This window comes from Labedella gwakjiensis (genome assembly GCF_003014675.1).
Taxonomy (GTDB): Bacteria; Actinomycetota; Actinomycetes; order Actinomycetales; family Microbacteriaceae; genus Labedella; species Labedella gwakjiensis.
In genome coordinates, this window is the sequence record NZ_PYAU01000001.1 from 997,242 (window position 1) to 1,023,199 (window position 25,958).

The 25,958-nt window shown below is 70.5% G+C and carries 26 protein-coding genes; 12 read left to right on the forward strand and 14 right to left on the reverse strand.

Features of this window, described 5'->3' with window-relative positions; translation table 11 throughout:
* Window positions 1-22 precede the first annotated feature (22 nt).
* The 5 genes from CLV49_RS04680 to CLV49_RS04700 form a co-directional block, all read right to left on the reverse strand.
* The gene (locus tag CLV49_RS04680) at window positions 23-1,090 is read right to left on the reverse strand and encodes a LacI family DNA-binding transcriptional regulator (protein WP_106562491.1); all 1,068 of its coding nucleotides are present in this window, start codon (window positions 1,088-1,090) and stop codon (window positions 23-25) included.
* Between the two features lie 96 nt (window positions 1,091-1,186).
* On the reverse strand, window positions 1,187-2,236 hold the full coding sequence (gene yjfF / locus CLV49_RS04685; RefSeq protein WP_106564888.1) for a galactofuranose ABC transporter, permease protein YjfF: 1,050 nt from the start codon (window positions 2,234-2,236) through the stop codon (window positions 1,187-1,189).
* Entirely contained in the window at window positions 2,233-3,279 is a 1,047-nt protein-coding gene (locus tag CLV49_RS04690) for an ABC transporter permease (RefSeq protein WP_243696725.1), read from the reverse strand. The genes yjfF and CLV49_RS04690 overlap by 4 nt, the downstream gene beginning before the upstream one ends.
* Entirely contained in the window at window positions 3,276-4,937 is a 1,662-nt protein-coding gene (locus tag CLV49_RS04695; protein WP_106562492.1) for a sugar ABC transporter ATP-binding protein, read from the reverse strand. Before CLV49_RS04695 ends, CLV49_RS04690 begins: the two co-directional genes overlap by 4 nt.
* Before the next feature lie 91 nt (window positions 4,938-5,028).
* Entirely contained in the window at window positions 5,029-6,015 is a 987-nt protein-coding gene (locus CLV49_RS04700; protein ID WP_106562493.1) for an ABC transporter substrate-binding protein, read from the reverse strand.
* 287 nt (window positions 6,016-6,302) lie between these two features.
* Between CLV49_RS04700 and CLV49_RS04705 the strand changes: the two genes are divergently transcribed.
* The 4 genes from CLV49_RS04705 (at window position 6,303) to CLV49_RS04720 (ending at window position 10,514) form a co-directional block, all read left to right on the forward strand.
* On the forward strand, window positions 6,303-7,493 hold the full coding sequence (locus CLV49_RS04705) for a MalY/PatB family protein (RefSeq protein ID WP_106562494.1): 1,191 nt from the start codon (window positions 6,303-6,305) through the stop codon (window positions 7,491-7,493).
* A 123-nt stretch (window positions 7,494-7,616) separates the two neighbouring features.
* Window positions 7,617-8,510 (forward strand): arginase family protein, encoded by an 894-nt coding sequence (locus CLV49_RS04710; protein WP_106562495.1) that lies wholly within the window; start codon window positions 7,617-7,619, stop codon window positions 8,508-8,510.
* Window positions 8,511-8,586: 76 nt separating this feature from the next.
* Window positions 8,587-9,621, forward strand: a complete 1,035-nt coding sequence (locus tag CLV49_RS04715; RefSeq protein ID WP_106562496.1) for a PDDEXK nuclease domain-containing protein — start codon at window positions 8,587-8,589, stop codon at window positions 9,619-9,621.
* 59 nt (window positions 9,622-9,680) lie between these two features.
* Window positions 9,681-10,514 (forward strand): NAD(P)-binding domain-containing protein, encoded by an 834-nt coding sequence (locus tag CLV49_RS04720; RefSeq protein ID WP_243696726.1) that lies wholly within the window; start codon window positions 9,681-9,683, stop codon window positions 10,512-10,514.
* 79 nt (window positions 10,515-10,593) lie between these two features.
* On the opposite strand, the gene CLV49_RS04725 is transcribed toward CLV49_RS04720, so the two are convergent.
* Together CLV49_RS04725 and CLV49_RS04730 are read right to left on the reverse strand one after the other, a co-directional pair.
* Window positions 10,594-11,394 carry a putative hydro-lyase gene (locus CLV49_RS04725; protein WP_106562498.1) on the reverse strand — a complete coding sequence of 267 codons (801 nt, stop codon included), beginning with the start codon at window positions 11,392-11,394 and terminating at the stop codon, window positions 10,594-10,596.
* A gap of 49 nt (window positions 11,395-11,443) precedes the next feature.
* Window positions 11,444-12,643: an MFS transporter gene (locus tag CLV49_RS04730; RefSeq protein ID WP_243696727.1), complete on the reverse strand. Its 1,200-nt coding sequence runs from the start codon at window positions 12,641-12,643 to the stop codon at window positions 11,444-11,446.
* A gap of 174 nt (window positions 12,644-12,817) precedes the next feature.
* On the opposite strand from CLV49_RS04730, the gene CLV49_RS04735 reads away from it, so the two are divergent.
* Window positions 12,818-13,546, forward strand: a complete 729-nt coding sequence (locus CLV49_RS04735) for an SDR family NAD(P)-dependent oxidoreductase (RefSeq protein ID WP_106562499.1) — start codon at window positions 12,818-12,820, stop codon at window positions 13,544-13,546.
* 191 nt (window positions 13,547-13,737) lie between these two features.
* On the opposite strand, the gene CLV49_RS04740 is transcribed toward CLV49_RS04735, so the two are convergent.
* From CLV49_RS04740 to CLV49_RS04755, 4 genes are all read right to left on the reverse strand, one after another.
* A complete protein-coding gene (locus CLV49_RS04740) occupies window positions 13,738-14,802 on the reverse strand; it encodes an NAD(P)-dependent alcohol dehydrogenase (protein ID WP_106562500.1) in 1,065 nt (354 codons plus the stop codon).
* Between the two features lie 70 nt (window positions 14,803-14,872).
* The gene (locus CLV49_RS04745) at window positions 14,873-15,535 is read right to left on the reverse strand and encodes an SDR family NAD(P)-dependent oxidoreductase (protein WP_106562501.1); all 663 of its coding nucleotides are present in this window, start codon (window positions 15,533-15,535) and stop codon (window positions 14,873-14,875) included.
* A 93-nt stretch (window positions 15,536-15,628) separates the two neighbouring features.
* A complete protein-coding gene (locus CLV49_RS04750; RefSeq protein ID WP_106562502.1) occupies window positions 15,629-16,522 on the reverse strand; it encodes a helix-turn-helix domain-containing protein in 894 nt (297 codons plus the stop codon).
* A gap of 120 nt (window positions 16,523-16,642) precedes the next feature.
* Window positions 16,643-17,641: a helix-turn-helix transcriptional regulator gene (locus tag CLV49_RS04755; RefSeq protein ID WP_106562503.1), complete on the reverse strand. Its 999-nt coding sequence runs from the start codon at window positions 17,639-17,641 to the stop codon at window positions 16,643-16,645.
* Window positions 17,642-17,759: 118 nt separating this feature from the next.
* Between CLV49_RS04755 and CLV49_RS04760 the strand changes: the two genes are divergently transcribed.
* On the forward strand, window positions 17,760-18,215 hold the full coding sequence (locus CLV49_RS04760; RefSeq protein WP_106562504.1) for a VOC family protein: 456 nt from the start codon (window positions 17,760-17,762) through the stop codon (window positions 18,213-18,215).
* A gap of 31 nt (window positions 18,216-18,246) precedes the next feature.
* Here CLV49_RS04760 and CLV49_RS04765 read toward each other — a convergent pair whose 3' ends face one another.
* Together CLV49_RS04765 and CLV49_RS04770 are read right to left on the reverse strand one after the other, a co-directional pair.
* Window positions 18,247-19,047 (reverse strand): alpha/beta fold hydrolase, encoded by an 801-nt coding sequence (locus CLV49_RS04765; RefSeq protein ID WP_106562505.1) that lies wholly within the window; start codon window positions 19,045-19,047, stop codon window positions 18,247-18,249.
* Between the two features lie 73 nt (window positions 19,048-19,120).
* On the reverse strand, window positions 19,121-19,999 hold the full coding sequence (locus CLV49_RS04770) for a glycoside hydrolase family 16 protein (protein WP_106562506.1): 879 nt from the start codon (window positions 19,997-19,999) through the stop codon (window positions 19,121-19,123).
* A 44-nt stretch (window positions 20,000-20,043) separates the two neighbouring features.
* Between CLV49_RS04770 and CLV49_RS04775 the strand changes: the two genes are divergently transcribed.
* The 3 genes from CLV49_RS04775 (at window position 20,044) to CLV49_RS04785 (ending at window position 22,505) form a co-directional block, all read left to right on the forward strand.
* Complete coding sequence (locus CLV49_RS04775; RefSeq protein ID WP_106562507.1) at window positions 20,044-20,370, forward strand: hypothetical protein; 327 nt, start codon at window positions 20,044-20,046, stop codon at window positions 20,368-20,370.
* Window positions 20,371-20,438: 68 nt separating this feature from the next.
* Window positions 20,439-21,554 (forward strand): SDR family oxidoreductase, encoded by a 1,116-nt coding sequence (locus CLV49_RS04780; RefSeq protein ID WP_106562508.1) that lies wholly within the window; start codon window positions 20,439-20,441, stop codon window positions 21,552-21,554.
* A 108-nt stretch (window positions 21,555-21,662) separates the two neighbouring features.
* Window positions 21,663-22,505, forward strand: a complete 843-nt coding sequence (locus CLV49_RS04785) for a helix-turn-helix transcriptional regulator (RefSeq protein ID WP_106562509.1) — start codon at window positions 21,663-21,665, stop codon at window positions 22,503-22,505.
* 16 nt (window positions 22,506-22,521) lie between these two features.
* Here CLV49_RS04785 and CLV49_RS04790 read toward each other — a convergent pair whose 3' ends face one another.
* Window positions 22,522-23,091, reverse strand: a complete 570-nt coding sequence (locus CLV49_RS04790; RefSeq protein WP_106562510.1) for a helix-turn-helix domain-containing protein — start codon at window positions 23,089-23,091, stop codon at window positions 22,522-22,524.
* A 63-nt stretch (window positions 23,092-23,154) separates the two neighbouring features.
* On the opposite strand from CLV49_RS04790, the gene CLV49_RS04795 reads away from it, so the two are divergent.
* From CLV49_RS04795 to CLV49_RS04805, 3 genes are all read left to right on the forward strand, one after another.
* A complete protein-coding gene (locus tag CLV49_RS04795; RefSeq protein WP_106562511.1) occupies window positions 23,155-23,694 on the forward strand; it encodes a GNAT family N-acetyltransferase in 540 nt (179 codons plus the stop codon).
* A 129-nt stretch (window positions 23,695-23,823) separates the two neighbouring features.
* Window positions 23,824-24,753 carry an SDR family oxidoreductase gene (locus CLV49_RS04800; RefSeq protein ID WP_106562512.1) on the forward strand — a complete coding sequence of 310 codons (930 nt, stop codon included), beginning with the start codon at window positions 23,824-23,826 and terminating at the stop codon, window positions 24,751-24,753.
* A 188-nt stretch (window positions 24,754-24,941) separates the two neighbouring features.
* Complete coding sequence (locus tag CLV49_RS04805; RefSeq protein ID WP_106562513.1) at window positions 24,942-25,958, forward strand: LacI family DNA-binding transcriptional regulator; 1,017 nt, start codon at window positions 24,942-24,944, stop codon at window positions 25,956-25,958.

Genomic DNA, 25,958 nt, shown 5'->3' on the forward strand with positions numbered 1-25,958 from the left:
GTCGGCGACCATCACCCTGACGTCAGGCGCGGGAGGCCCGCGACCGAGCCGGCGCCACGGGCGCGTCCGCGTCGACCACGCGCGGGGGCGCGACGCTGCCGCGCACGATGAGTTCGGTGGGGCGCAGCGGCGGGTCCGGGGTCTCCTCGTCGCCGAGCACCGAGAGGACGAGGGTCATGGCGTCGCGACCGAGTCCGCGGAAGTCCTGCCGCACCGTCGAGAGCGGCGGCGAGAGGAACTCGGCCTCCGGCTGATCGTCGAATCCGATGACGCTCACGTCACCCGGGACGTCGAGTCCGGCCACGGCGAACGCGCGCATGACGCCGATCGCCATCTGGTCGTTGGACACGAACACCGCGGTGAAGTCGCGCTGTTCGGCGAGCACCCTCCCGATCTCGAAACCGCTCTCCGGAGACCAATCGCCCTCGAGCGGCTCCCGCGCCACGAGCCCGCGGTCGGAAAGGCCCGTGAACCACGCTCGCGCACGCTCCGACGCGTCCATCGACCCCTCGGGCCCGCGCACGTGCCGGATCTCGCGATGCCCGAGCTCCACGAGGTAGTCGACGGCAGCCCGTGCCCCGGCGAACTGGTCGAGCGTCACGCGGTGACGCACGCCGCGCTGCTCCGAGGCCACGGTGACGAGCGGCACGCCGAGCTCGACACCCTCGAGCGCATCGACGCCCGCGCGGTCGGTGGCGATGAGCACGATCGCCTCCACGTTCTGACGCACCAGGAGCTCGGCGGCGGCGCGCAGCTCGGAGACGTCGGTGCGCATCATGCTCGCCGTGATCACGGCATACCTCGCGTCGCGCGCGGCCGCGTTGAAGTGCAGCGCCGTCGAGGACGGCCCACGCTCGGCGGCCCCGGTGACCACGAGGCCGATCGTGCGCGAGCGGCGCGTGACGAGCGCGCGGGCCGCGGGCGACGGCACGTACCGGAGCTGCGCTATCGCCTTCTCGACACGTTCACGCGTGACCGGACGCACGTTCGGCAGGTCGTTGAGGACCCGCGACACCGTCTGGTGCGACACCCCGGCGAGCCGCGCGACATCGAAGATCGTCGCGGCCCGCGCTTTCTCGGGTTCACTCACCGTCGGCTCCTCGTCGGCGCCAGCGCGCGCCTCTCGTCAGGGTAGCGCCTCGTTCCTGTGTCACGGCGGACAGGGTTAGGGTCAGGGTCGCAGCGGTCAGCGCCGCCGGGATGTCAGCACCTTCTGCAGGATGATGAACACGAGCAGGAGACCGCCGATGAAGATGCGCGTCCACCAGCTCGAGAGGGTGCCCTCGAACGTGATGATCGTCTGGATGATCCCCAGCACGAGCACACCCAGCACGGAGCCGAGAACGAAGCCGAAGCCGCCCGTGAGGAGCGTGCCGCCGATGACGACGGCGGCGATCGCGTCGAGCTCGGTGCCGATGGCGCTCAGCGGGTAGCCGGAGAGCGTGTAGAAGGTGAAGAGCACGCCGGCGAGACCCGAGCAGAACCCGCTGATCACGTAGACGATGACCTTGGTGCGCGCGACGGGGAGGCCCATGAGCATGCCGGAGTGCTCGCCGCCGCCGATCGCGTACACCGTGCGGCCGAAGCGCGTGTAGTGCAGCACCCACACGGCGATCGCGATCACGACGAGCACGATCACGACGCTCGGCGTGATGCTGAGGCCGCCGCCGAGCGGGATCCGCGTCACGGCGAACGCCACGAAGGTGGGCTCGGTGATGGAGATCGAGTTCTGCGAGATCACGTAGCAGAGGCCGCGGGCGAGGAACATCGCGGCGAGCGTCGCGATGAACGGCTGCACCTCGAAGATGTGGATCATGAGCCCCACGAGGAGGCCGAGCACGCTCGTGATCACGAGGATCAAGGGGATGACGACACCCGGCGACCATCCGCTCTGCAGCAGGCTCGCGGCGATCATGCCGGACAGGGCGACGACGGCGCCGACCGAGAGGTCGATGCCGCCCGTGAGGATCACGAACGTCATGCCCACGGCGAGCACGATGAGGTACGCGTTGTCGACGAAGAGGTTGAGGAACACCTGTCCGGAGAGGAAAGCCGGGTACCGGGCTCCTCCGATCGCGAAGACCGCGACGAAGAGGATGGCCGTGACGAGCACGGGTCCGGACTTCGGGCTCGTGAAGGCGTCGCGGACGCGGTCGAGGACGGAACGGCGGGCGGCGGGGCGGGGCACGAACGGGGCGTCGGGGCGCGGGGCGCGCTCGGGGGCGATGGTGCTCATGATGTGGCCACCCCCGCTCCGACTCGCGGCGTGAGCCGTCTGCGCCATCTCCCGAACGCCGCCGTCGTGGCGGGCGACTGCAGGAGGCACACGATCGTGACGACGGCGGCCTTGAACACCATCGTGACGATGGGCGAGATGCCCACCGTGTAGACGGTGGTCACGAGGGTCTGGATTACGAGGGCGCCGACGAGCGTGCCGACGAGCGAGTAGCGGCCGCCCGCGAGCGACGTGCCGCCGATCACGACGGCGAGGATCGCGTCGAGCTCGATGAAGAGGCCCGTGTTGTTGGCATCGGCGGCCGTCTGGTTGGCCGTGAGGATGAGGCCCGCGATCGCTGCGCACAGGGCGCAGAACGTATAGACGGCGAAGAGCAGGCCGCGGGCACGGACGCCGGCCTGCCGGCTCGCCTCCGGGTTGATGCCGACGGCTTCGATGAGCATGCCGAGCGCCGTGCGTCGGGTGAGGAGGGCTGCGATCGCGAAGATCACGGCGGCGATGAGCACCGCGACGGGCACGCCGAGCGCGAAGCCCGACCCGAGCGCCTTGAACGGCGGCGAGTTCACGGTGAGGATCTGACCCTCCGTGATGAGCATCGCGATGCCGCGGCCGGCGGTCATGAGGACGAGGGTCGCGATGATCGGCTGGATCCCGATCACCGACACGAGGAAGCCGTTCCACACCCCGAGGACGAGGGCGATCACCACGGCGACGGCGACGGCCGTCGCGACGGTCGCGATGCTGCCCGGAGTGGACGAGCCGAGGATGATCGAGCACGCGACGGCACCGGAGATGGCGCACACGGCGCCGACGGAGAGGTCGATGCCACGGGTCGCGATGACGAGCGTCATGCCGATCGCGATGATGAGCGTCGGCGCACCGTTGCGCAGGATGTCGATGACGGAGCCGAAGAGGTGGCCGTCCTTCACCGTGATGGAGAGGAAGCCGGGGAAGGCGATGACGTTGACGATGACGAGCACGACGAGCATGGCGATGGGCCAGAACAGGCGGCTCGAGAAGGCGCGGGCGACGAAGGCGTTCACGCTCCGTCTCCTCTCTGTGATGGGGAAGCGTGTGATGCGGTGACCGCGACGGCATCGTCGTCGGTCCGGACGGTGGGGATGTCGGGTTCGTCGACGGCCGAGCCGTCCGCGATCAGGGCGAGGAGTTCGTCGACGGTGAGGCCGTCGTTCTCGATGTCGGCCACGAGGTGGCGGTCGCGCATCACGGCGATGCGGTGCGAGAGGCGCAGCACCTCCTCGATCTCGGCGGAGATGAAGACGACGCTCATCCCGTTCTCGGCGAGCGAGTACACGAGCTTCTGGATCTCGGCCTTCGCGCCGATGTCGATGCCGCGCGTGGGCTCGTCGAGGATGAGGAGACGGGGTGCGATCGCGAGCCAGCGGGCGAGGAGCACCTTCTGCTGGTTGCCTCCCGACAGGTTGCGCACGAGCGCGTCGGGGTTCGCCGGTCGCACGTTGAGGGTCTCGATGTAGCTGCGGGTGAGCTCCTCCTGCCGCTTCTTCGGGATCGGACGGAACCAGCCGCGGTCGGCCTGCAGCGCGAGGATGATGTTGTCGCGCACGGTGAGGTCGCCGATGATGCCCTCCTCTCGCCGGTTCTCCGACGAGTACGCGATGCGCTTCGAGATGGCCTGGCGCGGGGTGCGGAGTCGGACCGGCTTGCCGCCGATCCGCACGTCCGCCCCGGAATCAGCGCGGTCGATGCCCCCGAGGAGCCGGGCGAGCTCGGTGCGCCCCGAGCCGAGGAGGCCAGCGAGGCCGACGACCTCGCCCTCCCCGATCGTGACGTCGACGGGATCGATCGTGCCGCGCTTGCCGAGGCCCGTCGCGACGACGAACGCGGGGACCGCGGCGTCGTCCTCCTCGTTCGCCGTCTGCTTGACGCGCTTCTCGAGGTCGTCGAGGGTCGCGAGCTCCTTGCCGATCATCTTCTGCACGAGGTCGATGCGCAGGAGCTCCTCCGTGAGGTACTCCCCCACGAGCTGGCCGTTGCGCAGCACGGTGAGGCGGTCGGTGATCTCGTAGATCTGGTCGAGGAAGTGGGAGACGAAGAGGATCGCCACCCCGTCCTCCTTGAGAGTGCGGATCACGCGGAAGAGCTCGGCGACCTCGTCGGCGTCGAGGCTCGACGTGGGCTCGTCGAGCACGAGCACACGCGCGTCCACGTCGATCGCCCGGGCGATGGCGATGAGCTGCTGCACCGCGAGCGAGTGGGAGCCGAGCAGCGAACCGGGGTCGATGTCGAGGCGGAGCTGCGTGAGCAGTTCGGCGGCCCTGGCACGCATGGCCTTCCAGTGGATGGAGCCGAACCGGCGCGGCTCGCGGCCGAGCATGATGTTCTCGGCGACCGAGAGGTTGGGGAGCAGGTTCACCTCCTGGTACACCGTCGCGATCCCGGCGTCCTGCGCATGCGCCGGACCGGCGAACGACACGGGCGAGCCGTTCAGGGCGATCGTGCCCTCGTCGATCCCGTAGACGCCGGTGAGCGCCTTGATGATCGTGGACTTGCCTGCTCCGTTCTCGCCCATGAGCGAGTGGACCTCGCCGGGGAACATGCGGAAGCTGACGCGGTCGAGCGCCTTCACTCCGGGGAACGAGATGGAGACGTCCGTCATCTCGACGATCGGTTCCGGGTGGGCTGCGGGGGCCGGTGGTCTCGCCTGGGCCGTGTCGAGCATGGTCTCTCCATCGAGGTGCTGTGCGGTTCGGGTGGTGAAAAGTCGAGAGAGCGGCGGGTGGTCGGCCGGAGCCGACCACCCGCCGGGTGGATCAGTACTGGCGGTCGGGCAGGGCCTCGACGGCCTGCTCCTGCGTGAAGGTCGTCTCCTCGGTGATGATGCGCTTCTCGGGCGTCTCACCATCGTTGATCTGCTTCACGATGTCGACGAGCTGCGCACCCAGGAGCGGCGAGCATTCGACGATGAAGTTGATCTTGCCATCGGCGAGCGCCTGCATGCCGTCCTTCACCGCGTCGACCGTGACGATCTTGATGTCCTCGCCCGGGGTGAGGCCGGCGGCCTCGATCGCCTCGATCGCGCCGAGACCCATGTCGTCGTTGTGCGCGTAGATGAGGTCGATGTCCGGGTTGGACTTCAGGAGCGCCTCGGTGACCTGCTTGCCGCCGGCGCGGGTGAAGTCACCGGTCTGGCTCGCGACGATCTCGAACTTGTCGTCGGCGCCGATCACGTCGGCGAAGCCCTCGGCGCGGTCGATCGCCGGAGCGGCGCCCGTCGTGCCCTCGAGCTGCGCGATCTTCACGTCGTCGTCGCTTCCCGAGTACTCCTCGACGACCCAGTCGCCGGCCTTCTTGCCCTCTTCGACGAAGTCGGATCCGAGGAACGAGACGTACAGCGAGTCGTCGGCGGAGTCGACGGCGCGGTCCGTGAGGACCACGGGGATGCCGGCGGCCTTGGCCTCGTTGAGAACGGCGTCCCAACCGGACTCGACGACCGGGGAGAACGCGATGATGTCGACCTGCTGCTGGATGTAGGAGCGGATCGCCTTGATCTGGTTCTCCTGCTTCTGCTGCGCGTCGGAGAACTTGAGTTCGATCCCGGCGTCCTTGAAGGCCGCCTGGATGTCGGTGGTGTTGGCGGTGCGCCAGCCGCTCTCGGCGCCGACCTGCGAGAACCCGACGACGAGTTCGTCGAGGGCCTTGGGTCCGTCGCTCGTGCCGCCGGCGTTTCCGCCCGCACAACCGGTGAGGGCGAGGAGCAGGGCACCGGCCGCGGCCAGCCCGATGGAACGCTTCTTCATGTCAGTGAACCTCCTTGTTCGGGTCCGGCCGTGCTGTGTGACCGCTCCGCGAGGGGGTCTGACACTCGTGCCGGGGACATCGTCGATGATGTCGTTGTGTGGATGTTAGCGATCACAATTACCGGAGCACAAGAGGCCGTTACCAGCTCGTGACCCGCGTTATTCCGGGCGTGTGATCGGTTTTCGTCGATTGTGAGCGCTCAACACATCGATCACATCCCGTCCGCACGGCGTCGCACGAGGTAACAGGGCGGGCCCGAACGGCGGCGGGGCGGGAGGATGGGGCGATGGTGACGAGCTGGCGCGACGATCCGTCCGACGGGCACGCGTTCGACGCGCTCACCACCACCGATCTCGACGTGTCGTCGAGCCGCAAGTGGAGCCTCCATCCCGGCACGATCGGCGCGTGGGTGGCCGAGATGGACTTCGGCACGGCCCCCGCCGTCACCGCCGCGCTGCAACGCTCGATCGAGGGCGGGGTGTTCGGCTACCTCTCCCCCGCGACGGCGCGCGACATGGCGGACGCGACCGCCGAGTGGATGGGTGAGGAGTACGACTGGTCGGTCGACCCGGAGCGCGTGCACCATGTCTCGGACGTGATGGCTGCGCTCGGCGTCGCCATCACGGAGTACTCGCCGGCGGGCTCCCCCGTCATCGTGCCGACGCCCGCCTACATGCCGTTCCTGACCTACCCGCCCACGCTCGGGCGGCCGGTCGTCGAGGTTCCGGGCATCGTGGAGGACGGTCGGTGGCGGCACGACCTCGACGCGATCGACCGCGCCTTCGCGGACGGCGCCGGCACGCTCGTGCTCTGCAATCCGCAGAACCCCACGGGTACCGTGTTCGAGCGGGAAGAGCTCGAAGCGATCGCCGAGGTCGTGGAACGGCACGGCGGCCGGGTCTTCGCGGACGAGATCCACGCGCCGTTGCGCTTCGACGGACGGCGCCACATCCCGTACGCGTCGATCTCGGAGGCCGCCGCCGGCCACACCGTCACCGGCACGAGCGCGTCGAAGGCGTGGAACGTCCCCGGGCTCAAGGCGGCTCAGCTCATCGTGTCGAACGACGCCGATCAGGAGCACTACGGCCGCTTCGGTTTCGCCGTGCAGCACGGCGCCGCGACCCCCGGCGTGATCGCCGCGACGGCCGCGTACCGAGAGGGGCGCGAGTGGCTCGCCGACGTGGTCGACTACCTCGACGGCAACAGGCGCCTGCTCGCCGAGCTCGTCGCCGAGCATCTCCCCGGCGCTGTCTACAGGGCTCCGGACGCGACGTACCTCGCCTGGATCGACTGCCGCGGACTCGGGATCGACGGATCGCCCGCCGCGTTCTTCCGCGAGCACGCGGGAGTGACGCTCACCGACGGCGCGCTCTGCGGCGCGGGCGCCGAGGGCTTCGTGCGCCTGGTCTTCGCGATGCCGCGTCCCCTCCTGGTGCAGGCGATCACCGCGATGGGGGCGGCGGTCCGCGTACTCTGAGGGTCGACCCGTCCCCGCGCCACGAACCCCGTGTCGCGGCGGGATATGCCGGCGGGACGGCAGGAAGAACCCTTCCGGGCGGGCGGTCGCCCTGTTTGACTGAATCGGTCGGCGGGAGATCAGATGCAGGTGACCGTGATCGGCGTCCCGGACAGCGCGGGCGCGTACGGGGTGGGTGTCGAGCGGGCGCCGACGGCGCTGCGCGAAGCAGGGCTCCTGGAGGCGCTGCGCGAGAGCGGTCACGAGGTGGTCGATGCCGGCGATCTGACGGAGAGGACCTGGTCGCCTGACCGCGAGCGTCCCTTCGTCCAGAACCTCGACACCGAGATCGAGGCGGTCCGCGAACTCGCGGCCGCGGCGGCCTCAGGCCTCGAGAACGGTCGGATCCTCGTCCTCGGCGGCAGCTGCGGCGTGGCTCTCGGGGTCTGCGCGGCTCTCGCAGAGAAGGAGGACCGCGCGCGACTCGTCTACGTCGACCGCCACCTCGATCTCAACACGCCGCACACGACGCGCGAGGGGTCCCTCAGCTGGATGGGCATGGCGCACGCGCTCGCGCTCGACGGTACGGAGGGGTCGCTCGCGAACGCCACCGGGCAGGCGCCCCTCTTGCGCCCGACCGACCTCGTGTACCTCGGGCACGAGCCGATGCAGTCGACCGGGGGTGAGCGTTCAGCGGTCACCGAGCTGGGGCTGCGGATCGTCACGCAGGACGAACTCGTCGGACACCCGACCGAGGCGGCGCGTTCGGCTCGGACGGCACTGTCCGCCGGGCCCTTCGCGGTGCACCTCGACGTCGACGTGCTGGACTTCCTCGACGCCCCGATCGCGGAGAACGTGAACGGCCGCAACAGCGGGCCGACGATCGCGCAGCTGGGACCCGCTCTCGCCGCGCTGTGGAGCGATCCGGACTGTCGCGCGCTGTCGATCGGGCAGCTCGATCCGGCCCACGCTCGCGCGGATCCCACGGCGATCCCGCGCCTCGTCGCGATGCTCGGGGGCGTGATCGCGGCGGCCTGATGAGCCGCCACGCGGACCCCGTCCGTCCTGTGGAGAAGATCGTCAGGATGTCGGTGGTGGCGGGGATCCTCGATGCATGAGCGCACTTGTTCCCGACGATTACGCGGCCACCCTCGACGACCTGAAGCGGCAGGTGCATACTGCCCGTTTTGCTGCCCAGAGAAGGGTCAACACCGAGTTGCTTCTCCTCTGGTGGCATATCGGCAACACGATCCTGGAACGGCAGCAGCACGAGGCATGGGGCAGTGGTGTGCTCGCCCGCCTTGCTGATGATCTTCGTTCCGAGTTTCCGTCGATGAGGGGGTTCTCCCGACGCAATCTCCTCTACATGCAGGCCTTCGCACGGGCTTGGCCGAGCGCGGACGCAATTGTGCAACAGCCTGTTGCACAATTGCCGTGGGGTCATGTCACAGAGCTCCTCGACAAGCTCGACGACCAGGGTCTCCGGGACTGGTACGCCGCGAAGGACGTCGCACACGGCTGGTCCCGCGCGGTCCTCGCCCACCAGATCACCACCCGACTCCACACGCGCGAAGCAGCGGCGCCCACCAACTTCGTCGGCGCGCTCTCGCAGCCCGACTCGGAGCTCGCCCAACAGATCACCCGTGACCCGTACGCTCTCGACTTCCTCGCCGTCGACGGGGATGCGCCCGAGCGCCAGCTGGAAGAGCGGCTCGTCGACCGCATCGTCGACACGCTCCGCGAGCTCGGGCCCGGATTCGCCTTCGTCGGGCGGCAGGTCCACTTCGACGTGGAGGGTGACGACTTCTACGTAGACCTCCTCTTCTTCCACGTCCAGCAGCTCCGCTACGTGGTCGTCGAGCTCAAGACGACCGTCTTCGATCCACGCGACACCGGACAGCTCGGCTTCTACGTGGCCCTCGTCGACGACAAGTTGCGCATCCCCGGCACCCATCAGCCGACCGTCGGCATCCTCCTGGTCGCCGGGAAGAACGACGCCGTCGTCCGCTACGCTCTCGCGTCGACGGCGCAGCCGGTGGCCGTCAGCCGGTACGAACTCGCCGAGGAGGCGCAGGCCGCACTTCCGGACGAGGCGACGATCGTCGGGGCGTTCTCCCGCGAACTCGCTCGGGGCGCTGACGTCGGATGAGCCTGGAGGCCGAGCGCAAGGCTCGGCCCGCGTCGATCCGCGTGTGGCACAGTCGCTCTGTGATCACTCCTCCTGCAGACGCGCCCGGTACGACGATCATCGCGGGGTGCGGGAAGCTCGGCACGGCGCTCGGCGAGCGCCTCGTCGCCGCGGGCGGCCGCGTGGTGGCCCTCCGGCGCGACGTGAGCTCGCTGCCGAATGCCTTCACGTCGATCTCGGTCGACCTCACCGCCCCGATCGACGAGCCTCTTACCGCCGCGGACGCGCTCGTCATCACCCTCACCCCGAGCGCCGTGGACGGCGACTACAGCTCAGCCCTCGCGGGGCTCGCCGCAGCGCTACCGACTCCCCCCGGCCGGACGGTCTTCGTGTCGACCACGGGGGTCTTCGACGGCTGGAGCGGGCGCCAGCCGATCACGGAGGACGACATCCCGACGGGCGAGACGGAACGTTCGCAGATGCTGCTCGACGCGGAGACCGCCGCCGTCGAGCAGTTCGACGCGATCATCCTCCGACCGGTCGGCATCTACGGGCCGGGACGCGACTTCCTCATCCGGCAGACCCTCTCGGCGCCCACCATCGACGCCGGGCGCATCACGAACCGCATCCACGAAAGCGACCTCGCCCGAGCGCTCGAGACCCTCCTCACGATGGCGGAGCCGCCTCGCGTGCTGCACGCCGTGGACGAGGAGCCCGTGGCGCTCCGGGAGGTCGTCGACCACATCGCGTCCCTCCTCGGCGTCACGGCTCCGTCCGGCGACGGCGACGGCGGACGACTGCACGGCAACGTCTTCGACGGCGCCGCCCTGCACGCGCTCCTCGGCCACCTCGACTACCCGGACTACCGCGCCGGCTACGACGAGCTCGTCGCCGACTACCAGCGCGGGGCCTGAGCCGCGCGCTCACCCCGACGGGGCGCGCTCGGGGCGGGGCAGCTGGAGGCCGCCCTGTTCGCTCGCCCCGGACACGGTGTCAGGGGATGAGGTAGTCGCTGTCGCGTGCGTCGGTGATGAGCATGTGCCCCGGCGCGTGCCCGATGGCGAGCGGCGGGCGCGACCGCATGACGGCCGCCTGCGGAGTGACGCCGCACGCCCAGAACACGGGGATGTGGCCGTCGGGGATGCTCACGGCGTCACCGAAGTCGGGGGCGCCGAGGTCCGCGATGCCGAGCTCCTCCGGATTGCCGACGTGCACGGGAGCGCCGTGGACGGCGGGGTAGCGCGACGTGATGCGCACGGCGTCCGCCACCTGCGACGCGGGGATCGGACGCATCGACACCACGAGCGGACCCGACATCGCACCGGCCGGCGCGCACTCCCGGTTGGTGCGGTACATCGGCACGTTCACGCCCTGATCGATGTGCGCGATGCTGATGCCGCCGTCCTGCAGCGCCGACTCGAACGTGAACGAGCAGCCGATGATGAACGTCACGAGGTCGTCACGCCAATGCTCCGAGAGATCGGTCGGCTCGTCCACCTTCACACCGTCGCGGTAGACCGTGTACTTCGGGACGTCGGTGCGGATGTCGCCTCCGCCCAGCAGCGGCCCCGTCGTCTCCCCCGCCTCGAGCACGCCGAGGATCGGACACGGCTTCGGATTGCGCTGCGCGAACAGCAGGAAGTCGAACGCGTGCTCGCGTGGGATGGCCAGGATGTTCGCTTGCGCGAAACCGCGGGACCAGCCCGCCGTGGGTTCGACCAATCCGTTGCGGAACATCTCACGGGCGTGGGCCGGCGAGGTCGCGGCGCGGTCGAGGACATCGAGAAGGGCCATACGGTCAACGCTACCGGTGCCATCCGCTCATCCTGTGGGACCCGCGGGCTCACCGGGCAGCGAAGGCGGTCCGTCGTCCCGCCACCACGAGGAGGAGGGCGACGCATCCCAGCACGATCATGACGACGGGAAGGACGAGGCCGTCGAGGGATCCGATCACGGCAGCCCCGAGGACGCCGCCCGCGAAGATGGCGAGGTTGAAGGCCACCGGGAGGAACGAGTTGGCGACGTCCGAGTTCGCGCCGCCGGCGATCGTCAGGACCGACTGCAGTTGCGCTGCCGCTCCGCCGAACGCGGTGCCCCACAGCACCGTCGCGACGAGGACGGCGGGCGCGAGGGCATGCGCGACGAGGAGCACGCCCCCGGCGACGATGAACACCCCGATGCTCACGTGGAGGAGAGCTCTCGGGTGACGGTCGATGACGATCGCCGTCACGACGATCCCGAGGACCGATGCCAGCCCGTAGACGAGGAGCAGGAGCTCGGGCGCGACGCCCGCACCCGAGTCCCGGAGGTAGGGGGCGACGTAGGTGTAGACGGTGGTGTGCGCGAGCATCCACGCGACGATGACCGCGAGGACGATCGAGACGCCCGGCAGCCCGAGTACCCCGCGCAACGGCAGCCGGTCAGCCGGCGGTTGACCGGGCGCGTCGGGCACGATGAGCGCGACGAGCCCGAGGACGACGAGGGCGGCGAGAGACAGCCCGGCGAACGACCACCGCCAGTCGACGATGCTCCCGACCCATGCGCCGAGCGGGGTCCCGAGGGCGAGGCCCGCTGGGGCCCCGACCGAGACGATGGACAGGGCGAGGCCCCCGCGCGCGTCCGGGCTGATCCTCCGGCCGTAGGCCGCGAGCATTCCCCAGATCACCCCGGTGAAGGCGCCGGCGAAGAACCGCGACACGAGGGAGAGCACGACGTCGTCGGATAGGGCGGTGACGCCGTTCGTCAGGAGGAGCCCCGTGATCGCGCCGAGGAGGAGCGGCTTGCGTCTCATCCCTCTCGTGAGGCTGATCGCCGGAATCGTCACGATCACGGTCCCGAGCGCCCAGACGCTGATGAACTGCCCGACGATCCCCTCCGACGTGCCGAGGTCGCCTGCGATCACCGTCAACAGCCCCGCCGGCATGGTCTCGCCGGCGATGAGGATGAAGCCCATGGCGGCGAGGAGGCCGAGCGCAGCCCACGGCATGCGCTGGGGGTTCGCCGGTGTCGACGCCGGCAACGATGCGGTGTCCTGTGCGGTCACGGTGGTCTCCTGCTCTCGTCGCGCCACCGGGAGGTCGGCGACGTCTCGACGAGTCTGTTCCCGAGCCGCGGAGGGCGGGAGTCCCGCACGAGGGATGCACCGGGAGGGGACCCCTCGGGCGACTCACCGGTGTCAGACTCGTCAGCATCGCCGTCAGCAGCCGAAAGGAACGACATGTCACGCATCCTCGTCACGGGAGCCGCGTCCGGACTCGGAGCCGGTGCGGCCCGAGAGCTCCTCGCCGCCGGCCACGATGTGGTCGTGCACGCGCGCACGGAGGAACGGGCGGAGTCGATCCGGGATGTGCTCGAGCGCGGGGGCCGGCTCGTGACGGCAGACCTGAGCGACCTCGAGGCCACGCGCGATCTCGCAACCCAGGTGGAGCGTCTCGGGGGCGTCGACGCGATCATCCACAACGCCGGAGTGCTCGACGGCCGGCGGATCCTCCCCGTCAACGTCGTGGCCCCCTACCTCCTCACGGCCCTCGTCCCCGCCCGTCGTCTCGTCTTCCTGAGCAGCGGCATGCACAACGGGGGTCGGGCCACGGTCGCAGGGCTCGACTGGAGCGGTGGGAAGACCTCGGCGTCGTATTCCGACAGCAAGCTCCTCGTGACGACGCTGGCGTTCGCCGCGTGGCGCCGGCTCGACGTGCAGTCGAGCCACGCCGTCGACCCCGGCTGGGTGCCGACCGCGATGGGCGGCCCGGGGGCACCGGACGATCTCGAGGCCGGCCACCAGACGCAGGCGTGGCTCGCGGCCGGAGAGGAGCCGGAGACCGACGGTTCCGCGTACTGGTACCACCGGACGCAGCGCACACCCCACCCGTCGACGCGCGACGAACGGTTCCAGGACGAACTCCTCGAGGCGCTCGCGGCGCACACCGGTGTGGCGCTCCCCGCCTGAGCCGCCCCGCTCTCCCGCCCCGCTGAGCCGCCCCGCCTCCGTTCCGGCCTCCACCCCGGAAACGTCGAGCGCTACAGGAAGCGCCCAGCGCCACACGAACAGGTGTGGCGCTGGGCGCAAACTGTAGCGCTCGGCGGCGGTCAGGCCCGGCCGACGCGGTCAGGGCAGGCCGACAGCAATCCCGACGCGGGTCAGGCGGCGGGGGCCTCCTCCGTCTCCAGCGTCTTCGTGTCGATGACGAAGCGGTAGCGCACGTCGCTCTTCAGCACGCGCTCGTACGCGTCGTTGATCTCGTCGGCGGCGATCATCTCGATCTCCGGTGCGATGCCGTTCTCGGCGCAGAAGTCGAGCATCTCCTGCGTCTCCCCGATGGACCCGATGCCCGAGCCGGCGAACGAGAGACGGTTCCGGAACAGCGAGAACACCTGGAGCGGGAGCGGCTCGCCCGGCGCACCGACGTTCACGAGCGCACCATCGAGGCGCAGCAGGCCGAGGTACTTCGAGAGGTCGAGGGTCGCGCTCACCGTGTTGAGGATGAGGTCGAACTGGTTCGCGAGGGTCTCGAAGGTCTTCTCGTCGCTCGTCGCGTAGTAGTGGTCGGCACCGAACCGCTTGCCGTCCTCCTCCTTGGAGAGGGTCTGCGAGAGCACGGTGACCTCTGCACCCATGGCGTGTGCGATCTTCACGCCCAGGTGACCGAGGCCGCCCATGCCGACGACGGCGACGCGCTTGCCCGGGCCCGCGTTCCAGTGGGCGAGGGGCGAGTAGGTCGTGATGCCGGCGCACAGCAGCGGAGCGGCGGCCTCGTACGGGATCGCCTCGGGCACGCGGAGGACGAAGTCCTCGTCCACCACGACGTGCGTCGAGTAGCCGCCCTGCGTGATGGTGCCGTCGCGGTCGGTGCTCGCGTACGTTCCGGTGTTGCCCTTGAGGCAGTAGTTCTCCATGCCGGCGAGGCAGTTCTCGCACTCGCGGCACGAGTTGACCATGCAGCCGACGCCGACGCGGTCGCCCACGGCGTGCTTCGACACGTCGGAACCGACCTCGACGACCTCGCCGACGATCTCGTGACCGACGACCTGCGGGTACTCGATGGCGCCCCAGTCACCGCGCACGGTGTGGATATCGGAGTGGCAGATGCCGGCGTAGCGGATGGCGATGAGGACGTCCTTCGGGCCGACGTCGCGGCGCTCGATGGTCGTGGGGACGAGGGGCTCGGTGGCGGACGGTGCGGCGTAGGCGTTGACGGTGAGCATGTGTCTCCTTGTGGGATCGGGGGTGTCGTCGTGTGGGTCGGAAGACGTGCGGGTCAGTCCAGGATGGGGGTCAGTCGAGCGGCTTGACGTACGTGCGGAACTCGCCGCGCTCGGAGTGGATCGTCCAGAGCTTCTCGGCGAGCGCCTCGGGCTCGTGGTCGGGGTCTCCCCCGCCGATGCCGAGCGGGATGATGAGCTGCCCGACGTGGATGTTCTCCTCCTCGAGCGCGTCGTGGAGGAGCTGTGCGTAGGCGCTCTCGCCGGCGAAGGCGACGGACGTGCCGGTCACCTTGGCGCCGGGTCGCACGGCGCTCGCGCCGTTGACGAAGAGGATCGTGCCCTGCCCGATCACACGCATGCCGGGGATCACGTGGCGGGCGGCGGTGACGGGTCCGTAGATCGAGAACTCGACGGGGCCGACGAGGTCGGCGACCGACGTCTCGAGCACGGTCCGCATGTACTCCTTGGCCGGCAGCGGGCTGTACTGGAGCACCTCGATGGGACCGAGGGCGGCGGTCGCGGCCTCGAGGGCGTCGGTCAGCGACTCGGGCTCGCGGACGTTGGCGGTGAAGCCCGCAGCCGTGATGCCCTCCTCACCGAGGGTCGCGGCGAGCGCGTCGACGCGCTCCTGGTTGCGGGAGATGAGGGCGACGGAGAAGCCCTCGCGTCCGAAGCGGCGGGCGACCGAGAGTCCGAGTCCTTTGCCCGCTCCGATGATGGCGATGGTGGTCATGTGTCAGCGTCCTTCGTGTCGATGGTCGTGGCGTGTCGATGGTGATGGCGGCGCCTCCGGAACGTGCGCCATGAGCACGATCGGGGCCGATGGTCAGATGGCGGAGTCCTGGCGCGGCGACTCGGCGTCGACGTGCTGCGTCGCCGCCCAGCTCGCGAGGAGGCGCAGTCGCTCCGCCGACGGGGATCCGGGCTCCGCGGTGTAGACGAGCATGACGAGACCGGGCTCCGCGGTGATCGCGAGCTCCTCGTAGGCGAGCGTGAGGTCGCCGACGAGCGGGTGCCGGAAGCGCTTCGTGCCCGCGCCGTGCCGACGGACGTCGTGCGCTCCCCAGATGCGGCGGAAGGTGTCGCTCTGCGTCGACAGCTCTCCGACGAGATCCTGCAGCGCCTTGTCGTGCGGATCGCGTCCGGCCTCTGCGCGCATCATGCCGACGCACATCTCGGCGAACAGTTCCCAGTCGGGGTAGAAGTCGCGCGACGCGGGGTCGAGGAACTGGAATCGGGCGAGGTTCGGGGTGCGGCCTCCCTCGCCGATCACCGGCGAGTAGAAGGCGCGGCCCAAGGCGTTCGTCGCGAGGAGGTCCTGGCGGGAGTTGCGCACGAACGCCACGCCGTCGGTGATCGCCTCGAGCGCCCACTGGAGGCTGGGCCGCGCCGTGGGCGGGCTCGACGCACGGCGGCGGGGCCGGCCCGAGGCGGGGGTGCCGTCTGCTGCGCGGGCGAGGTCGTAGAGGTGCGCGGTCTCGGCGTCGTCGAGCTGCAGAGCGCGCGCGATGGCGTCGAGGACGGAGGAGGATGCGCCGGCGATCGTGCCGCGTTCGAGCCGCGAGTAGTATTCGACGCTCACGCCGGCGAGCATCGCGACCTCGGAGCGGCGGAGTCCCGGGACGCGGCGGTTCGGCCCGGCGGGCAGCCCCGCGGCCTCCGGCGTCGTCTTCGCGCGACGCGACATGAGGAACTCACGCACCTCTGCTCGATTGTCCATGTCTGAAGGCTACGTCCGCGTCCTGAACGGAGGGAGGCCCTCGCGGTACACCCCTCGACGGGGTACGGGACGAGTCGATGCCGCCCGTGGCCGCGAGAGCCGGGGCACCCGTCGACAGGCTCAGGGACCGAGGGGACGGGCGCCGCGCGCCGCACGCGCGGAGCGCTCAGCGACGGCTGCGAAAGCGGCGCGGAGGTCCGCCGGCTCGACCGCACTCAGCTCCGCCTCGAATCGCAGGAACTCGGCTGCGAGGGCGCCCCACGACCAGGCGCCGAGCCGTACACGGCTGCGATCCGGTCCGACTGCCTCCGCACTGCCGTCGCCCAGGTACGGGACCACCGCCGCCAGGGGCAGGTCGAGCGTCGCCTCCCCCCAGCAGGCCCAGGTATCCGCCCCCGTCGATCCCATGAAGCGGGCCGACAGGAACCGGGCGGGGTCGCCGCCCGGCACCGTGCGCGGCGTGAACCGCCGACCGTTGTGGCTGCGCGGGCGGATCCGGTCGGCGCGGTAGACGCGCCAGTCCTCCCTCTCCGTCGTGTAGCCGATGAGATACCAACGCCCCGAATGCAGGAGGAGGTGGTGCGGCTCCGTCCGGCGGACCGGCTCCTCGGCGCCGGAGGACGACGGCGAGGCGTAGTCGAAGCGCAGCTCCTCCCCCGCGGTGATCGCCTCGCCGATCCGGAGCAGCACGTCGGGGTCGACCTGCGCCGTCCGGCGGCCGGCGGCATCCGCGGCCTCGAGGTTCCCGACGCGGTGCACGAGCCTCGACGGCAGGAGCCGGGTCACCGTTCCGAGGGCTCGTGCCGCGGCCTCTTCGATGTCGATGCCGAGGGACCCGGCGGCGCGGAGCGTGAGGGCGATGGCGACCGCCTGCTCCTCGTCGAACACGAGCGGCGGGAGCTGCGACCCGGCCTGCAGGCGGTAGCCGCCGTCCGGTCCGCGCGTGGCCTCGATCGAGTAGTCGAGTTCGCGGAGTCGGTCGATGTCGCGGCGGATGGTGCGCTCGCTCACGTCGAGGCGGTGCGCGAGCACGGGCGCCGGCCAGTCGCGGCGCGCCTGCAGCAGGGAGAGCAGCGCGAGCAGGCGACGCGACGTCGACGGCGAATCGGACACGGGCATGATCCGATCATGCCGCACATACCGGACGATCCCTGACCGGTACCGCTGAGAGGCTTCATTCAGCCCCGGAATCGCGGGGATCACGAGAGCCGCTCGGCTCCCACCATGAGGAGACACCATGTCCGTCAGCGCCACCACCCACCTCAACTTCCACGGCGACGCCCGCGAGGCCCTCGACTTCTATGCGTCGGCCTTCGGCGGCCAGGCCACGATCAGCACCTACGGCGACTTCGGCATGCCGGCCGGCCTCCCGGACACGGACAAGGTCGTCTTCGGACTCGTCTTCGCCCCCAACGGGTTCTCCGTCATGGCCTACGACGTGCCCGGAACGGACTCCCCGCGCGCGGTCGGAACGACCCGCCGGGAGAACGGCACGACGATCACGGACGAGCCGTTCTTCATCGCCCTCCGCGGCGAGACGCTCGACGAGGTCTCCGGCCACTGGGACGCTCTCGCCGAGGGCGCGACCATCGTGGAGCCGCTCGCCGCCTCGGCGTGGTCGGCCGGCTTCGGGATGCTCACCGACCGCTTCGGCGTGACGTGGGCCGTGAGCGTCGACGCGGCGCAGGGCTGACGCCGCGGCGCCTCGTCCGTCCCCGGAGAGGTCACTCCTCCGTGAGGAACTCCAGCGCGAGCCGGCGGAAGTCGCGCGAGCCGGGCGCGTTGAAGTGGTGCCGACCGGGGATCTCGACGAACCGGCCGCGCGGTGCGGCGGCGGCGAGCGCGCGTGAACCCTCGATGATCGCGTCGAGGGAACCGGTGGCGAACAGGATCTCCTGAGCCGGAGCGTGTGCGGGGTCGGGGTCGGCCGCCCCCGATGCCCGCATCCCTCCCGCGATCGCGAGGAGCGCGCGCACGTCGTTGCCGGCGACGCGTTCCATGAGCTGGAGGTAGTTCATCGTGACCTTGTCGGTCACCGGCGTGCCGTGGTCGACGAGCGCTCTGACCTGATCGAGGTCGAGCCGCGCGAGGGGTACGCCGTCGGGCACTCCGCCGAGGACGACCTTCGTGAGCCGGTCCTGGAGATCCTGCGCGACCTCCCACCCGACGCGCGCACCGAGCGAGTAGCCGACGTAGGACGCCGAGTCGACGAGGTAGGTGTCGAGGACGTTCTCGATGTCACGAGCGAGGACGGACAGCTCGTAGTCGCGGGGCTCGAGCGGCTTGTCCGACTGGCCGTGCCCCCGCTGGTCGAGCGCCAGGACGCGGAATCCGGCGCGCTGCAGATCACGCACCCATCCGGTGTTGACCCAGTTGTCGCGGGTGCTCGATGCGAAGCCGTGGACCAGCACGACCGTCGGATCGGAGTCGTGACCCCACGAATAGGTCGCGATCCGGAAGCCGTCGGCCGACATCACGACCTGCGGGTCGGGCATCTGCGTCAGATCGGAGAGGGGTGTCGTCATTCGTTCGTCCGTCGTTTCGATGTGTGGGCGCTCGATGGGTGGCGGGACCAGCGCATGACCCATCGTGCCCGATTCAGGAGCCGAAGATGCGCACGTAGTCCACCACCATCTCGGCCGGGAAGGTGGTGGACGCGTCGGGCGAGCCTGGCCAGTCGCCGCCCGCGGCGACGTTCAACAGGACGTGCATGTCCTGCTCGAACACCCAGTCGCCCGGGTCGGGGAGGTCGTCGGGGGTCAGGGTGAGGTAGTCCTCGCCGTCGACGGACCACGTGATCGCCTCCGGCCGCTTGTCGACGGCGTATACGTGGAACTCGTCACCCGACGGCTCCCCGAGGTCGAACGCCGCGCCGATCCCGTCCTCGTTGAAATAGCTGGGCCCGTGGGCGGTGCCGTACACCGTGTCCGGCTCCCCTCCGACGACCTCGGCGACATCGATCTCGCCCTGCGCCGGCCAGGTCTCGCCGTTGTTCCCGAGCATCCAGATCGCCGGGAGCAGCCCCGTGCCGTTCGGGATGCGCGCCCTCACCTCGACCCGCCCGGTCTCGAGTGCGACGGTCCCCTCGGTCGTGAGCCGGGCGGACGTGTACGGGCAGGACGGCACGGTGACGCACGGCAGATCCGCATCCGGCTCGGCGGGCAACGCCGCGATCACGAGGTGGCCGTCGCCGTCGAGCGAGGAGTTCTCGGGGGCGTCGGTGTAGAACTGGAGCTCGTTGTTGCCCCAGCCCTCGTCGTCGAGGTTGCCCGTCTGCGTGACCCACACCGCATCGTCGGGGCGCCGACCCTCTGGGCCGTCGAACTCGTCGGCCCAGAGGAGCTCATCCGTGGGTGTCGCGCTCGACTCGGGCTCCCCCGTGTCGGCCGTCGGCGAGGGCGACTCGGACGCGCACCCGGTCACGGTCGCCGCCACCAGAAGCGCAGCCGCCGCAGCCCGCACCCATGTCACCGTCATCCCCTCACGCTACTGCGACGACCGCCCCGTCCTAGAGTGAGCGGATGACGTCGAGCGAGCAGCAGCCGAGCCCCCGGGCCGTCTCCGTCGTCCTCCGCGTGATCGCCGGCCTCATCGGCGCAGCGGCCCTCGTCGTCTTCGTCGCCGCGGTGTGGCTCGTGCTCGGAAGCCGCCTCGGGCCGCCCGAGCGGGACATGCACGGCTACGGGCTCATCGTCGGCACGGCCCTCGCGATACCGGCGGGCCTGCTCGCCGCCGTCGTCCTCCCGCTCGTCTTCCGTGGTCGACGGCGGGTCATCGCCTACAGGGTGAGTGCGATCGCGCTCCTGGCGTCGATCGTCGGTCTCGTCGTCTCGCTCGTCACCGCCTGATCGGGGCGCGGCCACGCGCGGATCCCGCTCGAGGGGAATTCGACCGGGTCGGACGCGTTGACCCGAGGATGACCTCTTCGACCGATCGCTCCCCCGCGCCCACCCCCACCACCGACTCCGCGAACGGACGCCGCGCGCTCGTCGTCGGCGCGACGGGCATCGGCGGCTCGGCCCTCGTCGACCTGCTGTCGGCGGACGGCTGGTCCGTCGCCGCCCTCTCCCGCCGCCCCATCGCCGAACGCCCGGGGGTGCGCGCGCTCTCCGCCGACCTCCGCTCCGCCGACAGCCTCGCGAACACGCTCGCGGACGAGCGGCCGACGCACGTGTTCTTCACCGCGTGGTCGCGGCAGGAGACGGAGGAGCAGAACATCGCCGTCAACGGCGGCATGGTGCGCGACCTGCTCGCCGCCCTCGCGCACGCGCCGCTCGAGCACGTCGCCCTCGTCACCGGCCTCAAGCACTACCTCGGCCCGTTCGAGGCGTACGGGCAGGGGAACATGCCCGACACCCCCTTCCACGAGGAGGAGGCCCGACTCGACGCCCCCAACTTCTACTACGCGCAGGAGGACGAACTCTTCGCGGCCGCCGAGCGTCAGGGCTTCACGTGGTCGGTGCACCGCTCCCACACCGTGATCGGCCACGCCGTGGGCAACGCCATGAACATGGGACTGACGCTCGCCGTCGCGGCGTCGATCGCGCGCGAGCAGGGCACACCGTTCGTCTTCCCCGGTTCGCTCACGCAGTGGAACGGCCTCACCGACATGACGGACGCCACGATCCTCGCCGAGCAGATGGTGTGGGCGGGCACGAGCGACGCGGGGCGCAACGAGGCCTTCAACGTCGTCAACGGCGACGTGTTCCGCTGGCGCTGGATGTGGTCGCGGATCGCCGAGTACTTCGGCGTGGAACCGGTCGGTCCCGGCGAGGTGCCGCAGCCGCTCGAGGAGCAGATGGCCGGAGCGGACGAGGTCTGGCAGCGCATCGTGACGGAGCACGGGCTCGTCGAGGCGGACCTCGAGCGACTCGCGTCGTGGTGGCACACCGACGCGGACCTGGGCCGTGAGATCGAGGTCGTGACGGACATCGGCAAGTCGCGGCTCGCCGGGTTCACGTCGTTCCACCGCACGGTCGACTCGTTCACGGCTCTCTTCGACCGCTACCGCGCGGAGCGCCTCATCCCGTAGGGCTGCAGCTGGCCCGGAGGGGTGGATCGGCGGGTCCTGGTTCCGCGTGGCCGGCGCGGGTAGGAAGGTGGGGGGGACCGCACCGCGCGGACGGACGAGGGGGCGCACATGATCGACCGCGACGGACTGGCGACGTTCCTGCGACGGCGACGGGAGTCGCTGCAACCCGAGGACGTCGGCCTCTCGCGCGGACAGCGGCGGCGGACGAGCGGGCTGCGCCGCGAGGAGGTCGCGGCGCTCTGCCACATGTCGACGGACTACTACGCGCGCCTCGAGCGTGGAACCGGCCCGCACCCGTCGGAGCAGATGATCGCGTCGATCGCCCAGGGGCTGCACCTCACGCTCGGAGAGCGCGACCATGTCTTCCGCCTCGCCGGGCACAACCCGCCCCCGCGCGGGGCCGCGAGCGACCACGTGAGCCCCGGCCTCCTCCGCATCCTCGACCGCCTCGACGACACCCCGGCGGAGATCGTTACGGAGCTCGGCGAGACCCTGCGTCAGACCCGCATGGGTGTCGCCCTCCTCGGAGACGCCTCCGAGCGCACCGGTCCGTCGCGGAGCCTCGGCTACCGCTGGTTCACGGAGCGCGCCCTCCGAGAGGCGTACCCACCGGAGGAGGAGCTCGTCCTCTCCCGGCTCTACGCGTCCGGTCTCCGCGAGATCGTCACGATGCGCGGACCGGACTCGCGCGCCGCCCGACTCGCCGCCCTGCTCGCCGAGCGCGACGAGCACTTCCGCACCCTGTGGGACGACCACGAGGCAGGGCTCCGCCCGCCGGAGATCAAGCGGTTCCTCCACCCGGAGGTGGGAGCGCTCGAGCTCGCATGCCAGACCCTCCTCGACCCGGACCAGTCCCACCGATTGCTCGTCTACACCGCGATCCCGGGGAGTGAGAGCGCCGAGAAGCTGCAACTGCTCGGGGTGATCGGAGCCCAGTCGCTCTCCTCCTGACCGCCAGCAGAACGGGCTAGCGCCGGGCGGCGGGCGTCGTCCCGATGGCCACGAGATACCGGCAGCCACCGTCGGCGGGCGCGCGGAACACGCAATCGCGTGGTTCCGCGAGCTGAAGGCAGTCCCCCTCCGTCAGCGTGTGGAGCTCGTCGCCCTCTTGGAAGGACAGGGTGCCCGACAACACCCAGATCTGCTGATCGATGAAGCGGTACGAATCGGCCGGGTAGGCGACCTCGGCACCCGCCGGGAGGTCTACCTCCACGAGTTCGATCGCCGTCGCGGCTCCGGGCGAGACGGCCGTGCGCGTGAACCCCGTGCCCGGGTCGGTCCACAGCGTCTGGTCGGCCCGGCGGGCGAGCCGGGAACCGGTCCCCTCCGCTCGAGCGATCAGCCCCGACAGGGTGAGACCGAGAGCCGTCGCGAGCCGCGCGAGCAGGGCAGCCGTCGGCTGCACCTCGTTCCGCTCGATCTTCGAGATCATCGCGCGGGACACACCGGACAGGTCGGCGAGCTGCGCCGGCGTCAGCGAACGCTCGACGCGGGCCGTTCGCACCGCTCGTGCGATGTCATCGTTGAGCTCGCCCATTCGTCGCCACTTCCTCGAGATCCGTATTGACACCATAGTAGCCCGCTGGCCTACTATGCGAGCATGACCGACCTTCGACACATCCGTCCCGCCACCGCCGAAGACGGAGCCGCCTGCGCCCGCATCTACGCGCCCTACGTCACCGACTCGGCGATCACGTTCGAGCTGGAGCCCCCGTCCGGCGACACGATGGCGGAGCGCATCGAGACCGCGACTCGGAAGCACGCCTGGCTCGTGATCGAAGACGAGCACGGCGTCTTCGGCTACGCCTACGCCGGCGCGTTCCATCCGCGTGCCGCCTACCGCTGGAGCTGCGAGGTGAGCGTCTACCTCGACCGCGATCGGCGCGGATCCGGGATCGGTCGCGCGCTCTACGAGGAACTGCTCGCCGTCCTGCGCCGACGTGGTTATCGGCAGGCGACAGCGTGCATCACCCTGCCGAACCCCGCGAGCGAGCGACTGCACGAGCGGTTCGGCTTCGCACCTGTCGGCGTTTTCCGGGACATCGGCTGGAAGGACGACCGCTGGCACGACGTCGCCTGGTCGCAGCTCGATCTCGTGGCGGATGCCGGCGGGTCGACCGCTCCCGGCGAGATCGCCTGACGACAGCTCGTCGACGGAGTCGTTCGCGAGGGGTGGATCGTCAGGCCCTGAATACGACGGACGGGAACGCCGAGCATGGGACTCACACGAACACCGGCGGCCCCGAGCCGCCCACCGACGGGAGACCCCATGCCTCGTACGACCGACATCACCGTTCCCGATCTCACCGGCACGCTCGCCGTCGTCACGGGGGCGAGCGACGGCATCGGCCGCGTCATCGCCACGCGCCTCGCGCAGGCGGGGGCCGACCTCGTCATGCCCGTCCGCTCGGCGGCGAAGGGGGAGACGGCGGCCGCGCGCATCCGCGACCTGGCCCCCGCCTCCCGGGTCGACGTCCGATCATTCGACCTCTCGTCGCTCGACTCCGTCGCCGCATTCACCGACACCCTGCGCACGGAAGGCCGGCCCGTCGACATCCTCGTCAACAACGCCGGAGTGATGAACCCTCCGAGCCGACAGACCACGGCCGACGGTTTCGAGCTGCAGTTCGGCACGAACCACCTCGGGCACGTCGCCCTCACGCTCGGGCTCCTGCCGCTCCTCCGAGAGGGCAAGGCGCGCGTGACGCACCAGACGAGCATCGCGGCACGCAGCGCCGGCATCAACTGGGACGACCTGCAGTGGGAGCGGTCGTACGACGTGATGAAGGCGTACAGCCAGTCGAAACTCGCCGTTGGCCTCTTCGCCCGCGAGCTGGACGCCCGCAGCCGGGCGGAGGGCTGGGGCATCTCGAGCACGGTGTCACACCCGGGCGTCTCCCCCACGAACCTGCTGTCCGCCCAGCCGGGACTCGGCCGGCCGCGCGACACGACCGAGGTGCGCGTGATCCGGCTGCTCTCCCGCCTCGGCGTCGTCGGCACGCCCGAGACGGCGGCCCTCCCCGCCCTCCTCGCGGCGACGGACCCCTCGGCGCGCGCCGACGAGCTCTTCGGCCCGAAGCGCCAGATCGGCGGTGCGCCCGCACGCAGCGGACTGTGGAAGCCGCTGCGCGACATGGACGCCGCCCGTCGCCTGTGGGATGTGTCGGTCGATCTCGTGGGCGCGCGCTTCGCCGTGTGACGCCGGCGCATCGCCCCCTCGGCGGCCATCCGACCGAGGGGGCGGCTGCAGAGAACGCCCCCTCCGCGAAAAAGTGCCGATTCGATCTTGCGCGATCGGATGGAGTCGACGTAGCATCGAACCGGTTCGACTCGAACCGGTTCGACTACACTCGGTCGAACGCGCACCACTTCGAGCAATGAGGCTAAATGGTCACCATCGGCGACGTCGCCAGTGCAGCGGGGGTCTCCCGCAGCACGGCGTCCTACGCACTGTCCGGCAAGCGGACCATCTCCCCCGAGGTGCGCGCGAAGGTCCTGCTCGCCGTCGAGAGCCTCGGTTACACGCCCAACGCCGGAGCCCGCGCCCTCGCCACGTCGCAGACGCGCGTCCTCGCCCTCCTCGGCCAGTTCCTCCCCGACGAGTTCGCACCAGCCATGCTGCAGTACATCCTCGGCGTCACGAACCGTGCCCGGGAGCTCGGCTACGACACCCTCCTCGTCTCGGAGGACGACGGCGCGGCCGCCCTCAAGCGCATCTCCGACTCACGCATGGTCGACGGCTTCGTGCTCCTGAACGTCGCGGAACACGACACGCGCCTCCCCCTGCTCCGCTCGGCCCCGCAGCCCGGCGCCCTCGTCGGGCTCCCGGGGTCACCGGACGGCCTTGACGTCTTCGACCTCGACTTCGACGCGACCGGGTCCTTCATGGTCGACACGCTCCACGACCTCGGCCACCGCGAGCTCATCCTCGTCTCGCAGCCGGAGCACGTGGTCGAGAGAGGCGGCGCGTACGTGTGGCGCCTCCGGGACGGCGCCAAGCGCCGCGCCGACGAGCTCGGCGTGCGCATCCACACGTTCTTCGGCTCGTCGAGCCAGCCGCAGATCGGCGCCGACCTGCACCGCTTCCTCGACGCCCACCCCGACGCGACGGGTCTGCTGCTCAACAACGAGGCCGCAGCCGCCGCGCTCCCCTCCGTGCTGGTCGCCCGGGGGATGACCTCCCCCGAGGACCTCTCGGTCATCGGCCGATACTCCGACGACTTCGCCCGCACCTTCTCGCTGCCGTTCTCGGCCGTCGACAGCGCGGCGGAGGAGCTCGGCCGGCGCGCCGTCGAGCAGCTCGTGCATCGCATCGAGGGCGGCCACGCCGCCACTCCCGCCCATCTCGAGCTGATCGCCCCTGTGCTCGACGACCGGGGAAGCATCGCCGCTCCCCGCCCCTGA